10 protein-coding genes and 1 tRNA gene are annotated in these 14,085 nt (G+C 68.7%); 5 read left to right on the plus strand and 6 right to left on the minus strand.

The window, feature by feature from the left end; genetic code table 11:
* Positions 1-97: 97 nt before the first annotated feature.
* From RTL41_RS10340 to RTL41_RS10365, 6 genes are all read right to left on the minus strand, one after another.
* A complete protein-coding gene (locus tag RTL41_RS10340; protein ID WP_312164039.1) occupies positions 98-1,687 on the minus strand; it encodes a DEAD/DEAH box helicase in 1,590 nt (529 codons plus the stop codon).
* Between the two features lie 266 nt (positions 1,688-1,953).
* Positions 1,954-4,011 carry a DNA topoisomerase IV subunit B gene (gene parE, locus RTL41_RS10345; RefSeq protein ID WP_312164041.1) on the minus strand — a complete coding sequence of 686 codons (2,058 nt, stop codon included), beginning with the start codon at positions 4,009-4,011 and terminating at the stop codon, positions 1,954-1,956.
* Positions 4,012-4,137: 126 nt separating this feature from the next.
* Positions 4,138-4,623 (minus strand): PEPxxWA-CTERM sorting domain-containing protein, encoded by a 486-nt coding sequence (locus RTL41_RS10350; RefSeq protein ID WP_312164043.1) that lies wholly within the window; start codon positions 4,621-4,623, stop codon positions 4,138-4,140.
* A gap of 288 nt (positions 4,624-4,911) precedes the next feature.
* Positions 4,912-7,224, minus strand: coding sequence for an acylase (locus RTL41_RS10355; protein ID WP_312164045.1), 2,313 nt, complete (start codon positions 7,222-7,224; stop codon positions 4,912-4,914).
* 158 nt (positions 7,225-7,382) lie between these two features.
* Positions 7,383-8,795, minus strand: a complete 1,413-nt coding sequence (gene glnA / locus RTL41_RS10360; protein ID WP_312164047.1) for a type I glutamate--ammonia ligase — start codon at positions 8,793-8,795, stop codon at positions 7,383-7,385.
* Between the two features lie 38 nt (positions 8,796-8,833).
* Positions 8,834-9,172 carry a P-II family nitrogen regulator gene (locus tag RTL41_RS10365; protein WP_267233004.1) on the minus strand — a complete coding sequence of 113 codons (339 nt, stop codon included), beginning with the start codon at positions 9,170-9,172 and terminating at the stop codon, positions 8,834-8,836.
* A gap of 241 nt (positions 9,173-9,413) precedes the next feature.
* Here RTL41_RS10365 and RTL41_RS10370 point away from each other — a divergent pair, with 241 nt between their 5' ends.
* The 5 genes from RTL41_RS10370 to RTL41_RS10390 all read left to right on the plus strand — a co-directional run bounded on the left by RTL41_RS10370 (position 9,414) and on the right by RTL41_RS10390 (position 14,021).
* Positions 9,414-10,949 carry an acetyl-CoA acetyltransferase gene (locus RTL41_RS10370; protein WP_312164050.1) on the plus strand — a complete coding sequence of 512 codons (1,536 nt, stop codon included), beginning with the start codon at positions 9,414-9,416 and terminating at the stop codon, positions 10,947-10,949.
* Between the two features lie 5 nt (positions 10,950-10,954).
* Positions 10,955-11,524: a histidine phosphatase family protein gene (locus tag RTL41_RS10375; protein WP_312164052.1), complete on the plus strand. Its 570-nt coding sequence runs from the start codon at positions 10,955-10,957 to the stop codon at positions 11,522-11,524.
* Between the two features lie 18 nt (positions 11,525-11,542).
* Entirely contained in the window at positions 11,543-12,994 is a 1,452-nt protein-coding gene (locus RTL41_RS10380) for an NAD(P)H-hydrate dehydratase (RefSeq protein ID WP_312164054.1), read from the plus strand.
* A 254-nt stretch (positions 12,995-13,248) separates the two neighbouring features.
* Positions 13,249-13,866, plus strand: coding sequence for a LysE family translocator (locus tag RTL41_RS10385; RefSeq protein WP_312164056.1), 618 nt, complete (start codon positions 13,249-13,251; stop codon positions 13,864-13,866).
* Positions 13,867-13,938: 72 nt separating this feature from the next.
* Positions 13,939-14,021 (plus strand) — tRNA-Leu (locus RTL41_RS10390).
* Positions 14,022-14,085 lie beyond the last annotated feature (64 nt).

A 14,085-nucleotide genomic window follows, 5' to 3' on the forward strand; every position in this document is an offset into this window, starting at 1 on the left:
TCGTACACCTCGCCGCCACCATGATCTGGCTGCGCTGAATGTCGATTCCGCCTAGCGCGGAGAGCCGAACGAGCCGTTAAAAGTGCAGCTTTTCCAGCTATTCCGTAGTTGTCGTGCGCGGCGCGCTGCGCAGCAGGAAGGCCGGGATGTCCGAGCCGAAGCCGACCACGCCGTCGCGGTCCTCACGACTGTCGCGATTGTCGCGACCGTCCCGATGGTCGCGGTCGCGGCGCGGACGCTCGCGGCGCGAGGGCTCGGCCGCCGCTTGAGCCGGCGCGGGAGCGGGAGGGGCGGCCGCCTTGGGCGCGGCCTTGGCCGGCGCTTCGGCGCGGGCGCGCGTGCGGCGCTTGGGCGCCTCGGCCTCGCCTTCGGCTTCGACGGGGGCGGCGACGATCGGCTCCATGGAGGCGACTTCGCCGTGGGCCGCGATCGGACGGGCGCGATCACGCCCGCCACGTTCACGCTCGCCGCCGCGCTCACGGCCGCTGCGTTCGCGGCCTCCACGTTCGCGGCTGCTGACGCGGCGCTCGTCCTTGATCGCGGCGAAGTCGACGCCTTCCAGCACGACCTCTTCAGGGACCTTGCCGATCAGCTTGAGCACCTTGTCGATGTTCTTGGCGTCGGCCGGGGTGACGATCATGAACGCCTCGCCGCTGCGGCCGGCGCGGCCGGTGCGGCCGATGCGGTGCACATAGTCGTCGGCGTGGTGCGGGACGTCGTAGTTGAAGACGTGGCTGACCGCGGGGATGTCGAGGCCGCGGGCGGCGACGTCGGAGGCGCAGAGCAGCTTGAGCTCGCCCTTGCGGAAGCTCTCCAGCGTGCGCATCCGGGTCGCCTGGTCCAGGTCGCCGTGAATGGGGCCGGCGTCGAAGCCATGCTTCTTCAGGGACTTGGCGACGATGTCGACTTCGGACTTGCGGTTGCAGAAGACGATGCCGGTGTCGACCTCGGCCTTCTCGATCAGCATGCGCAGGGCGGTGCGCTTGGCCTTCGGATCGGAGGTGGGCAGGCGGACGAGATGCTGGGTGATGGTTTCGGCGGTGGTGGCCGGCCGCGCGACCTCGATCCGCAGCGGATCGTTCAGGAACTGCTTGGTCAGCCGGGTGATTTCCGGCGGCATGGTCGCCGAGAAGAACAGCGTCTGCTTCTTGGCCGGGGTCAGCTTGAAGATGCGCTCGATGTCGGGGATGAAGCCCATGTCGAGCATGCGATCGGCTTCGTCGATCACCATGATCTGGACGCCGGTCATCAGCAGCTTGCCGCGCTCGAAGTGGTCGAGCAGGCGGCCGGGCGTGGCGATCAGCACGTCGACGCCGCGATCGAGCTTCAGCTCCTGGTCGCCGAAGGAGACGCCGCCGATCAGCAGCGCCCACGAGAGGGTGCGCTTCTGGCCCTTGGAGTACTTCTCGAAAGAGGCGGCGACCTGGTCGGCCAGCTCGCGCGTCGGGGCCAGCACCAGCGAGCGCGGCATGCGCGCCTTCGACCGGCCCGCAGCCAAGCGGTCGATCATCGGCAGGGTGAAGGCGGCGGTCTTGCCGGTGCCGGTCTGGGCGATGCCAAGCACGTCGCGGCCCTGAAGGGCGACGGGAATGGCCTGCGCCTGGATCGGGGTGGCCGTGGTGTAGCCGGTGTCGGCAACTGCCTGGAGCGTCGCGGGCGACAGGCCCAGTTCGGAAAATTCGGTCATTCAGCAGCAATGGGGGCGGAAGGCCCGTCCGGAGACGAGCTAGCGAACCGCGGCGGCGCAGACGGCGATCGTCGCGCGACGCGGAAGATACGGAGACATGGCGTCAAGTCAAACGCGTTCTGTCCCCTTGCAGTTCAAGGCGGGTCTTGAGGTTCGCCGATGTAGAGCGCGCGGACCTCGGCGGACGCATTCTGAGACACTGCTTGGCGGCCGAAAATCGGGGGTCGCAGGGCGAGCGTCCGAGACGTTGCGTGGCGGCGGCGCGCCTAGACGTCGAGGTCGTCGGCGGCGAACTCGGCGTTTTCCTGGATGAAGCGGAAGCGCAGCTCGGGCTTGCGGCCCATCAGCGCCTCGACCAGGTCTTCGACGGTTTCCTCGGCGCGGGGCAGGGTGACGCGGGCCATGGTCCGGGTGGACGGATCCATGGTGGTCTCCTTGAGCTGGCCGGGCATCATTTCGCCCAGGCCCTTGAAGCGGCCGATCTCGGGCTTCTTGCCCTTGTACTCGGTCGCCAGCAGCTCTTCGCGGTGGGCGTCGTCGCGGGCGTAGATGGTCTTGCCGCCGTGGCTCATCCGGTAGAGCGGCGGCAGGGCCAGGTAGAGGCGGCCGGCGCGGATCAGGTCCGGCATGGTCCGGTAGAAGAAGGTGATCAGCAGCGATGCGATGTGGGCGCCGTCGACGTCGGCGTCCGTCATGATCACCACGCGCTCGTAGCGCAGATCCTCTTCCTTGAATTTCTTGCCGGGCTGGACGCCGAGCGCCAGCAGCAGGTCCGACAGCTCCTTGTTGGCGACCAGCTTGTCGACCGAGGCCGAGGCGACGTTCAGGATCTTGCCGCGCAGGGGCAGGATCGCCTGGGTCTTGCGGTTGCGGGCCTGCTTGGCCGAGCCGCCGGCGGAGTCGCCTTCGACCAAGAAGATCTCGGTGCCGTCGGTGGCCTGGCCCGAGCAGTCGGCCAGCTTGCCGGGCAGGCGCAGCTTGCGCGTCGCCGAGGCGCGCTGGACGTCGCGGTCGCGGCGGCGCTTGAGGCGCTCCTCGGCCCGGTCGATGACGAACTGCAGCAGGATGCTGGCCGATTTCGGCTGGGCGGTCAGCCAGTGGTCGAAGGGATCGCGCAGGGCGTTCTCGACCAGGCGCTGGGCGTCGGACGAGGAGAGCTTCTCCTTGGTCTGGCCCTGGAACTCCGGGTTGGAGATGAACACGCTGACCAGGGCGCCGGCCTGGGCCACGACGTCCTCGGCGGTGATCAGGCCGCCGCGCTTCTCGCCGGTCAGTTCGGCGTACTGCTTCAGGCCGCGGGTGAGGGCGGCGCGCAGGCCGGCCTCATGCGTGCCGCCTTCCGGGGTCGGCACGGTGTTGCAGTAGGACTGCATGAAGCTGTCGGCCTCGCCGAAGCCGGCGGGGGTCCAGGTGACGGCCCATTCGACCTTGCCGGTCTCGCCTGGGCGCTCGTAGCGGCCGGCGAAGGGCTCGGGGGTGACGGTCTCGATGTCCTTGACCCGTTCGGCCAGGAAGTCGGCCAGGCCGTTGGGGAAGCGGAACACCGCCTCGGCCGGGGTCTGGTCGTGGATGCGCGAGGGATCGCAGCTCCAGCGGATCTCGACGCCGCCGAACAGGTAGGCCTTGGAGCGGGCCATGCGGTAGAGGCGCGCGGGCTTGAAGGCGCAGCCCTCGCCGAAGATCTGCTCGTCGGGCAGGAAGGCGATCGCGGTGCCCTTCTTGCGGGTCGCGCCGAGCTTCTCGATCGCGCCCAGCGGCTTGCCGCGGCTGAAGGACTGGCGCCACTCGAAGCCGTCCTTCCAGGCGGTGACGTCGACGCGCTCCGACAGCGCGTTCACCACCGAGACCCCGACGCCGTGCAGGCCGCCGGAGGTCTCATAGGCCTTGCCGGAGAACTTACCGCCCGAGTGCAGGACGGTCATGATGACTTCCAGGGCCGACTTGCCCGGATGCTTGGGGTGCGGGTCGACCGGGATGCCGCGGCCGTCGTCCTTGACGCTCAGGACGCCGTCGGCGTCGAGCTTGACCTCGATGACCTTGGCGTGACCGGCGACGGCCTCGTCCATGGCGTTGTCCAGCACCTCGGCGAACAGATGGTGCAGGGCGCGCTCGTCGGTGCCGCCGATGTACATGCCCGGCCGCTTGCGGACCGGCTCCAGGCCCTCGAGGACCTCGATGTCCTTGGCGGAGTACCCGCTGGCCGGCTTGTCGGTCAGCGCCGCCGGATCGGGACGTGGCTCATGGCTCTGCGCCAGCGGCGCAGCCGGCGCGGGGTTGAGGGCGTCGTCGAAGAGCGAAGCTTGGGGGGGAGCGGCCTGGGACATGCGACCTGAAAATGGAACGATTCGAGACCGCCCCATATGAATCGCGCCGGCTGCTAAATCAATGCGACCGGGCGGCGTAGCGTCGATGAGCGCTCGTAGGCCCCCGAACGGCCGCGATGGCGTCCGCTAGACGAGGGCGGCCGCCGCGGCGCCGCGACGGCGGCGGATGACGGCGCCGGCCATCACGAAGCCGGTGATCAGCATGGCCCAGGTCGAGGGTTCGGGAACCGGCGTCGGGAAGCGGGGCAGGGGACCTCCGGGCCGCGGCCCCGCGGCCGGGTCGGGCGCCACCAGCCAGTGCCACGGCGAGGGCAGGCGCGGATCGATCTCATAGAGCGTCGGCGTGCGGATGGCTTCGAACGGCAGGGCCTGCTCGACGCTGGTCTCGTGGATGGCGGACCGGGGCTCGGCCATGCCGGCAAGCTGGGTTTCCGGGAGCAGGACCTGTTTGGGGCGGCCGCGCGCGGGCATGAAATAGACCGGGACCATCTGCGTGGAGCCCGCGACGGGCGTGGCGACCAGCGACATCGCCCCGAGCGCGCTGGAGAGCAGGGCGGGCGTCATGGCCGGCAGCGGGATGACGATGGTCGCCAGCAGCAGACCAAAGAGCATCCTGTTCGTTGTCTTCTTCGACGTTCTTCGCATCGATTGAGCAGCCCCGCATCGCTGGACGCAATTGTCCTGAGGGACCGGGGAGCAAGTCGCGGGCCATCCGGCGGCGCGTCGCCATGCGCCGTGTGGAGCGGATTAAGATATTGTAAATAATTGTATTTCGGGGTTTCCAGTTCGCGCGCCGGCCCGTATCGGCATGCGGCGGGCGGGCGTCGCGCAGGACGAAAAACCGCAAGCTGTGCCGGAACGGGCCAGGGGGCCGGCGACGCCGACCCCCCTTTCGAGGCGTCAGTTCCCCTTGAGCACCAGCGGCGCGCTCGGCGCGTCGGCGGCGATGTCGGCGCCGTGGAAGGGCAGGCGGTGCCAGCCCTTCTTCGAATAGAGCCAGGTCTGGTCGGCGTAGTGCGGCGAGGCCGGATCGGTGGACTGGGAGTAGGACAGCACCGCGTCGGCGACCGGCCCCTTGTCGTCGAAGGTGACGACCTGGATGTAGCTGGAGCCGTGATAGGGCACGTAGCCGCCGGCCTTGGCGTCGAAACGGGCCTGTTGGGCGTTGAGCACGCCGTCGCTGCCTTCGCCGCCGTGAACCGGGATCTTGTCCTGGCCGCGGATCGTGAAGTGGTGGGCGCCGTAGGGCGCGTCCAGCGGGATGTTCTGGGCGGCCATCAACTCGACGGCGCCGGCCAGGGCCTGGCGCAGCTTGGCGGCCGTGTCGGGGGCGGTCTTGAGCCCACGCGGGGTGTTGATCGGATCGGCGGCGCTGAACGGCGTGACGTAGAGGTCGGCGATCTTCTGGGCCTGGCGCCAGTATTCCATCCAGAGCAGGGCGCCGACGCTGTCGTTGTCCATCCGGCGGTCCCACTTGGCCAGGATCGCGCAGGCTGGGCCGAGGTCGACGCTCTTGCCTTCTGCCGCGGTCGCGCCGCCGCCCTCGCAGGCTTTCAGCGTGTCGTCGAGGTAGAGTTCGGCGGCGTGGTTCTTGTTCCAGAACAGCATGGTCTTCACCGCGTCCTGGTCGAAGCCCTTGCCGGGCAGGCCGTCCGTACCGGCCAGGCGTGCGTCGATCTCGACGACGCCGGAGCGGGTGCGCAGGTTCTGCGGCGTGTCGACGAGCCCGACGATCGGAGAGTGGGCCGGCAGCGGGGCCTTGGCGTTGGCCAGCCAGAAGCTGTCGTTGCTGTTGGCCACGTAGTCGGTGCGGATCACGGCGGGCATGGTTGCGCCGGGCATCAGGCCAGGGGCGTCCCAGTCGCAGGCCGAACGCGAGCCGTCGAGCACGTAGACGCGCGAGGCGTCCGCCAGCCTGGCCGCGGCGGGGCTGGGCGCGCAGGCCTGCAGCTTCTCGGCCGAGACGTTCGGGGTGGCGGTGATGTCGGCGTAGAGCGCGTCGCCGTGGCGGTCGGCGGCGATGGTGTTGACCCACGGAATGCCCAGCGACGTGGTGATGAGGTCCTTGATCTCGCCGACCGACTTGGCGCGGCTGATGTCCAGCCAGGTTCCGGCCGCGGCGCTGTTGCCCTTGTTGGCGTCGCGCAGGGCGTAGGCGGTCTTGTCGGTCCAGGCGAGCCCGGCCTGGGGCATGACCACGACGGGGCCGTAGACGGTGGCGTAGTAGGTGCGGGTCTGCGGGCCGGCGGCGGTGTCGACGGTCACGGTCCTGCGATCCATGACGTGGCGCTTGCCGTCGACCAGGTAGGCGGTCGGGTCGGCCGGATCGAGCGCCAGTTCGAACAGGGTGAAGTGGCGGTCGGTGGAGACCGTGTGGGTCCAGGCCACGTCCTTGTTGAACCCGATCGACAGGCCGGGCGCGCCGGCGATGGTCACGCCCATGGCGTCGAACTTGCCCGGGATGGTCAGGTGCAGTTCGTAGAAGCGGTTGGTGGTCTCCCACGGGAAGTGCGGGTTGCCGAGCAGCAGGCCGGACCTGTTGGTCGTGGCGTCGCGGCCGAACGCCCAGCCGTTGGAGCCGAGGCCGATCTGCTCGGCCATATCGGGCAGGCCGACATTGGCGGCGGCCTTGGCCGGCGCCGCGGCGCTGGGCGGCGCCGCGGCGTTGGTCTGGCGCAGCCAGGCGCCGCCGCTGGCCTGGATCATCCGCTCTTCGTTCAGGCGCAGCATGTCGTCGACGCCGATGGGGCGGACCCAGGCGGCGTCGCGGCACTCGGCGGGGCGCTTCTCCTTCGGCGTGTCGGCCAGGTAGCGGTTGAAGCCGGCGACGTAGCCGTGGACCAGGGCGCGGTAGTCGGCGGGCCCCTTGTCGAGCTTAGCGCGCAGCGAGGCGATATCGTCCTGGGCGCGGAAGAAGAAGTCGCTCTCGAGGTTCTTGATGTCGGTGAAGGCGATGACGGTGGTGGCGTCGGGCCCGAAGCGCCTGGTCCGCTCGCCGTTCACGGTGACGATCTTGTCGGCGATCAGGCAGAGGTTGTCCTGCGCGAAGGCGTAGGCCTGGCCATAGCCGAGGCCGCCGAAGTCCTTCGCCGTCACATGGGGGATGCCGTACCTGGTGCGGACGATCTGGGCTTCGTAGGTCGCCGCGCCGGCGCTCGAAGCGATACCAGCGGCCAGCACCCACGCAGCGGCGCCCACAAGCAGCTTGTTCATGGCGTTTCCCCCAATTGATCCCTGCTTCGACTCGCAGGGTGAGCGGGGATGACGACGCAACCGAACGTAGTTCGTCAACGTGAAGCTTCACCGGGCGATGAAAAAGGGGCCGCGGATTGCTCCGCGGCCCCTTCGAAGATCGCCTCAGGCGGCTTCGATCAGCACGAATAGTACATGTCGAATTCGACCGGGTGCGGATGCAGTTGGAGGCGCATGACCTCCTGCATCTTCAGCTCGATGTAGGAGTCGATGAAGTCGTCGTCCATGACGCCGCCGGCCTTCAGGAAGGCGCGGTCCTTGTCGAGGTTTTCCAGGGCTTCACGCAGCGAACCGCAGACTTCCGGAACCTTCTTCTGCTCGCGCGGCGGCAGGTCGTAGAGGTTCTTGTCCTGGGCCGCGCCCGGGTCGATCTGGTTGATGATGCCGTCCAGGCCGGCCATCAGCAGGGCGACGAAGGTCAGGTAGGGGTTGCCCATCGGGTCCGGGAAGCGGGCTTCGATGCGCTTGGCCTTCGGCGAGTCGACGTGCGGGATGCGGATCGAGGCCGAACGGTTGCGGGCCGAGTAGGCCAGCTTCACCGGGGCTTCGTAGCCGGGCACCAGACGCTTGTAGGAGTTGGTGGTCGAGTTCGAGAAGGCGTTGATCGCCTTGGCGTGCTTGATGATGCCGCCGATGTACCACAGGCACATCTGCGACAGGCCCGCGTACTTGTCGCCCGCGAATAGCGGCTTGCCGTCGGCCCAGATCGACTGGTGGACGTGCATGCCCGAACCGTTGTCGCCGAACATCGGCTTGGCCATGAAGGTCGCCGTCTTGCCGTAAGCCGCGGCCACGTTGTGGATCACGTACTTATAGAGCTGCATCCGGTCGGCCATGGTGATCATGGTGTCGAACTTCAGGCCGAGTTCGTGCTGGGCCGGGGCCACCTCGTGGTGGTGCTTTTCCGGCTTCATGCCTAGCTCGCCCATGACGGCGAGCATTTCGCCGCGCAGGTCCTGGCTGCTGTCGACCGGGTTGACCGGGAAGTAGCCGCCCTTCGGGCCGGGCCGGTGGCCCATGTTGCCTTCCGGATATTCCTTGCCGGTGTTCGACGGCAGTTCGGTCGAGTCGTAGGAATAGCCGGTCTTGTGCGGGGCGGTCGACCAGCGCACGTCGTCGAAGATGAAGAACTCGGCTTCCGGGCCGAAGAACACGGTGTCGCCGATGCCCGACGACTTCACGTAGTTCAGGGCCGCCTTGGCGATCGAACGCGGGTCGCGGTTATAGGGCGTGCCGGTGTCCGGGTTCACGATGTCGCAGAACAGGCACAGCGTGGTCTGCTGGTAGAAGGGGTCGATATAGGCGGTGTCCAGGTCCGGACGCAGCTTCATGTCGGACTCGTTGATGGCCTTCCAGCCGGCGATCGACGAGCCGTCGAACATGGTGCCGTCGGTCAGGAAGTCCTCATCGACCAGGTCGATGTCGAAGGTGACATGCTGCATCTTGCCGCGAATGTCGGTGAAGCGGACGTCGACGTATTTGACGTCCTTTTCCTTGATCTGATCCAGAATGTCCTTGGCGGTCGTGGCCATGGTCTTATCCCCTTGAAGAAGTCCGATAGCAGTAGGTCTTAGACGGCTGCGGCGCCGGTCTCGCCGGTGCGGATGCGCAGGACGTCGGTGATCTCCGAAACGAAGATCTTGCCGTCGCCGATGCGGCCGGTGCGGGCCGCGCCGACGATGGCTTCCAGCGCCGCTTCGAGCTGGTCGTCGCTGACGACCACTTCGATTTTGATCTTCGGCAGGAAGTCCACCACGTACTCTGCGCCGCGGTAGAGTTCGGTGTGGCCCTTCTGGCGGCCGTAGCCCTTGGCCTCGATGACGGTCATGCCCTGGACGCCCAGCTCCTGCAGGGCTTCCTTCACTTCGTCCAGTTTGAACGGCTTGATGATGGCTTCGATCTTTTTCATTCCAAGCTCACTGGCCTCGCTAGGGACGGCGCCGCCGGGGGCGGTTGGCGGCTACGAGCACGCTCCAGGCAGGGGCGACAAGGGGGATGGGCTTGCGGTTCCGTCGCGGGAGCGTGCGATGATGTGAATGATGCATTTTTAGGCACACGGCGCCCAAATCACGATCAGCGCCGGAAACATACAGTTCGCGTCTGTTCGACGGCCCTCGCGGCGCGCGATCAGTCGCGCAGGGGAGAGAATGATGGACGAGCGGACACCAGTTCTCATCGGAGCGGGCCAATTCACCTATAGGGGCGATCCGGGCGCTTCGCCTTCCCCAACGGCATTGCTGAAGATTGCGGCGGAACGCGCCGCGGCGGACGCGGGCCTGCCCGCAGAGAAGCTCTCGCAGATCGATAGCTTGGCCGTCGTGGGCTTCACGATCGACGCGCCCGGCGGCGGCCGGCTTGTGCCGCACTCCACCAATCCGCCGGCGACCCTGGCCAGGCGGATCGGGGCCGATCCGAAATATGCGGTCTATTCGCACATGGGCGGCAACAGTCCCCAGCAACTGGTCAACACGGTCTGCGAGCGGATCGCCAAGGGCGAGACCGACTTCGCCCTGGTGGTCGGCTGCGAGTTCCTGGGCTCGGCCACCAAGCGGCTGACCAAGGGGCTGGGCTTCGCCGACTGGGACGACGCCGAGGACCTGCCCGAGCCGGACCGCATCGGCGATCCGCGTCCGGGCGTGACGCCTTACGAGGCCAAGCATGGCCTGGGGCGGCCCATCAACTGCTATCCGCTGTTCGAGAACGCCTTGCGGGCCCGGGACGGGCGTTCGATCCCCGACCACCAGAAGCGCCTGGGCGAGCTGTTCGCGCCCTTCACCCAGGTGGCTGCGAAGAACCCCGAGGCCTGGTTCCCGATCGAGCGCTCGGCGCAGGAACTGGTCGAGGTGACCGACCGCAACCGCATGGTCGGCTTTCCCTACACCAAGTACCTGAACGCGATCATGGAGGTCGACCAGTCGGCCGGGGTGCTGGTGGCCAGCCTGAAGACGGCGCGCGAGCTGGGCGTGCCGGAGGACCGGCTCGTCTACCTGCATGGCTGCGCCGACGCCTCGGACCTCTGGTATCCGCTGGACCGCCAGGACTTCCATTCCAGCCCGGCGATGCGGCTGACCGGCAAGCGGGCGCTGGACATGGCGGGGGTCGGGCTGGCCGACATCGGCCACATCGATCTCTATTCCTGCTTCCCGGTGGCGGTGGAGGTCGGGGCCGAGGAGCTGGGCCTGGCGCTGGACGATCCGCGCGGACTGACCGTGACCGGCGGGCTGCCCTATATGGGCGGGCCGGGCAACAACTACGCCATGCACTCGATCGCGGTGATGATGCAGCGGTTGCGGGACGATCCGGGCTCCTACGGCCTGGTGACCGCCAACGGCTGGTTCCTGACCAAGCAGTCGACCGGCGTCTATTCGACCAGGCCGCTGCCCGGGCCGTTCGAACGGCAGGACCCGAAGATCATCCAGGCCCAGATCGACGCCTTGCCGCACCCGGCTGTCATCGAAGAGCCAAACGGCGCGGCCACTATCGAGACCTACACGGTCGTCCACGGCCGCGAGGGCTACATGATGGGCATCGTCGTCGGGCGCGATTCGGAAGGCCGCCGGTTTGTCGCCAATACGCCGACGGACGAGGCGACGCTGGCCGGACTTGAGGCTAAGGAAGCGGTGGGCCGCACCGGGACCGTCAGCCGCTCCGAGGACGGGACCCGCAACATCTTCATACCGGATTGATTTCGATGTCCCGACTTTACCTGATCCGCCATGGCAAGCCGGCCGCCGTCTGGGGCGAGGCCGACGAGGACCCCGGTCTGGACGCGGCGGGCCAGGCGCAGGCGCAGGCGGCGCGGGACTACCTGATGAGCCTGCCCGAGGGCGAGCGGCCGACGCGCGTGGTCAGCTCGCCCCTGCGCCGCTGCCGCGAGACGGCGGCGCCGACGGCCGCGGCCCTGGGCGTCGAGCTCGAGATCGAGCCCTTCGTGGGCGAGATCCCGACGCCCCGGGCGTTGAGCGCCGCGGAGCGGCCCGCCTGGCTGCGCGGCGTGTTCCAGGGACGCTGGAAGGACGTCGAGGGCGATCTCGACTACGACGCCTGGCGCGGGGAGGTGGTGAAGGCGCTGCATTCGCGCGGGGGAACGGCGGTGTTCTCGCACTATGTGGCGATCAATGCGGTGATCTCGCATCTGGATGGCGACGAGCGCGTTCTGGTCTTCCGCCCTGATCACGCCTCGATCTCGACCTTGGAAACCGACGGCGAGCGCTTGACCTTGGTGGAGCGGGGGCGCGAAGCCTCTACCCAAGTCCTTTAGGTCAGACGAGGAGCGGCCGTGGCTGCGCGAAAGATTCTCACGGTCGCCGAAGTCACGGCCGCCGATCAGGCGGCGATCGCCGCGGGCGCGCCCGGCGTCGAGCTGATGGAGCGGGCGGGGGCCGCGGTCGCCGAGGTGATCGTCGAGCGTTTCCCCCAGTTGCCGGTCTGCGTGCTCTGCGGGCCCGGCAACAACGGCGGCGACGGCTATGTCGTGGCCCGGCTGCTCAAGGCGCGCGGCTGGCCGGTCGAGGTGAGGGCGCTGGCCGAGCCGCAGACGGCCGACGCGCGCGCCGCCGCGGCGGCCTGGGAGGGCGGACTGACGCCCTGGGACGCCCCGCTGGAGGCGCAGCTCTATGTGGACGCCATGTTCGGCGCGGGGCTCGCGCGGGCGCTGAACGGCGAGGCGGCGGCGATGGTCGCGCGGCTGGCCGCCCATCCCGAAACCGTGGTCGCGATCGACGTGCCCTCGGGCCTGCCGGGCGACACCGGCGCGCCGCAGGGGCCGGTGATCGTGGCGGGGCTGACGGTGACGTTCCACGCCAAGAAGCCCGCCCACGTGCTGCAGCCCGGGCATGAGCTGTGCGGCGAGGTGGTGGTCGCCGACATCGGCCTGGCCGACGGCCCGGGCCTACTGATCGAGAACGGCCCCGAGGCCTGGCTGGCGCGCTTTCCCTGGCCGCAGGCGAACTCGCACAAGCATGCGCGCGGACGGCTGGTGGTGGTGTCGGGCGAGGCGTGGAACACCGGCGCGGCGCGGCTCTCGGCGCGTGCGGGCCTGCGGATGGGCGCCGGGGTGGTGACCTTGCTCTCGCCCAGCGAGGCGCTGTCGGTGAACGCCGCGCATCTGGAGGCGGTGATGCTGAAGGGCTTCGACACCGAGGCCGAACTGGAACAGGCGGCCGCCGACGTGGACGCCGCGATCATCGGGCCGGCGGCGGGCGTCACCGAGAACACCCTGGTCAATGTGATGGCGCTGGCGCGGACCGGGGCGGCGCTGGTCATCGACGCCGACGCGATCACCGTCTTCCGCGACGACCCGGAGGAGCTGTTCTCGGTGCTGGACGTCGACGACGTGCTGACGCCGCATCCGGGCGAGTTCGAGCGGCTGTTCCCGGGACTGCTGCAGGATTCGCCCGAGCGGATCACCGCGGCGCGGCGCGCGGCCCAGCGGGCCGACGCCATCGTGCTGCTGAAGGGCGCCGACACGGTGATCGCCGCGCCGGACGGCCGGGCCTGCGTCAACGCCAACGGATCGCCCTGGCTGGCCACCGCCGGCTCGGGCGACGTGCTGGCCGGGTTCATCGGCGCGCTGATCGCCCAGGGGATGGAGAGTTTCGAAGCCGCCTGCGCCGCGGCCTGGATCCATGCCGAGATCGCCGACCTGCACGGGCCGGGCCTGATCGCCGAGGACCTGCCCGGCCTGGCGCCGAGCGTCCTGCGCCGGCTTTACGAGGGGCGCCTGGGCTAGGCTGTGGCCAGCCGGCCCGACCCATGCTAACGGCTGGCGCAGGATGACCTCGAACCTTCAGCGCGCAGCAGCCATCGTGGCTATCAGCCGTCCGGTAGCAACCGGGCGGACGATCATGCGTGTTTGGGAGGGCGGGAGCGTCTAGGGTTCGGCAACGAACCTGACGTGCAGCAGAAAACCCCTCCCGGCGACGGGAGGGGTTTTGCTTTTGAGGCCCAAGCCGACGCCGGACCGCGATCCGATCGGAGCCTTCCATGACCTCGCTTACCCCTGAACTCCTGGCGGCGCTGGCGCTCTTCGCCTTCGTCTCCTCGATCACGCCTGGACCCAACAACACGATGCTGATGGCCTCGGGCGCCAATTTCGGGTTCCGGGCCACGATCCCGCACCAACTGGGCGTGTCGGGCGGCTTCTTCCTGCTGGTGGTCGCCGTGGGGCTTGGGCTGGGCGGGCTGTTCGCCGCCTATCCGGGACTGCATGACGTGCTGGCGGTGATCGGCGGGCTCTATCTGCTGTGGCTGGCCTGGAAGATCGCCACGTCCACGGGGCTGGGCATGGGGGAGGCGGGCGCGCACCCGCAGACCTTCCTGCAGGCGGCCGCCTTTCAGTGGGTGAACCCCAAGGCCTGGGCGATGGCGCTGGGCGCGGTGACCGCCTATGCGCCGCGTGACAACTACGTGGCCAACATCCTCGTGGTGTCGCTGATCTTCGCGGTCATAAACCTGCCGTGCATCGCCAGTTGGACCGGATTCGGCGTCGGCCTGCGGCGGTTCCTGGACAAGCCGGCGGTGCTGCGCGCGTTCAACATCGGCATGGCCCTGCTGCTGGTGATCTCGCTCGTTCCGGTGGCCCTGGAGCTCATCGGCGGCTGAGCGGCGGCGGGCGCGGAACTCAGGAGATGACTTGCTGAGTTCCGCCGCCGCACGGTAGAGGGGGGCCTGCCTGCGGCTATGGCGGAATTGGTAGACGCAACGGTTTTAGGTACCGTCGGGAAACCGTGGGGGTTCGAGTCCCTCTAGCCGCACCAGCTCCTCTGCCTTCGTCGGCGCTGGCCGCCAGCATCGGACGGACGGTCAAGACTTCCGGACATT

Origin of the sequence: Phenylobacterium sp. (assembly GCF_031984885.1) — a bacterium.
GTDB lineage: Bacteria > Pseudomonadota > Alphaproteobacteria > Caulobacterales > Caulobacteraceae > Phenylobacterium.

Bases quoted from the DNA above. Each gene is read 5' to 3' on its own strand.
- RTL41_RS10340 (WP_312164039.1), bottom strand. From the start codon at position 1,687: ATGACCGAATTTTCCGAACTGGGCCTGTCGCCCGCGACGCTCCAGGCA.
- parE (WP_312164041.1), bottom strand. From the start codon at position 4,011: ATGTCCCAGGCCGCTCCCCCCCAAGCTTCGCTCTTCGACGACGCCCTC.
- RTL41_RS10350 (WP_312164043.1), bottom strand. From the start codon at position 4,623: ATGCTCTTTGGTCTGCTGCTGGCGACCATCGTCATCCCGCTGCCGGCC.
- RTL41_RS10355 (WP_312164045.1), bottom strand. From the start codon at position 7,224: ATGAACAAGCTGCTTGTGGGCGCCGCTGCGTGGGTGCTGGCCGCTGGT.
- glnA (WP_312164047.1), bottom strand. From the start codon at position 8,795: ATGGCCACGACCGCCAAGGACATTCTGGATCAGATCAAGGAAAAGGAC.
- RTL41_RS10365 (WP_267233004.1), bottom strand. From the start codon at position 9,172: ATGAAAAAGATCGAAGCCATCATCAAGCCGTTCAAACTGGACGAAGTG.
- RTL41_RS10370 (WP_312164050.1), top strand. From the start codon at position 9,414: ATGGACGAGCGGACACCAGTTCTCATCGGAGCGGGCCAATTCACCTAT.
- RTL41_RS10375 (WP_312164052.1), top strand. From the start codon at position 10,955: ATGTCCCGACTTTACCTGATCCGCCATGGCAAGCCGGCCGCCGTCTGG.
- RTL41_RS10385 (WP_312164056.1), top strand. From the start codon at position 13,249: ATGACCTCGCTTACCCCTGAACTCCTGGCGGCGCTGGCGCTCTTCGCC.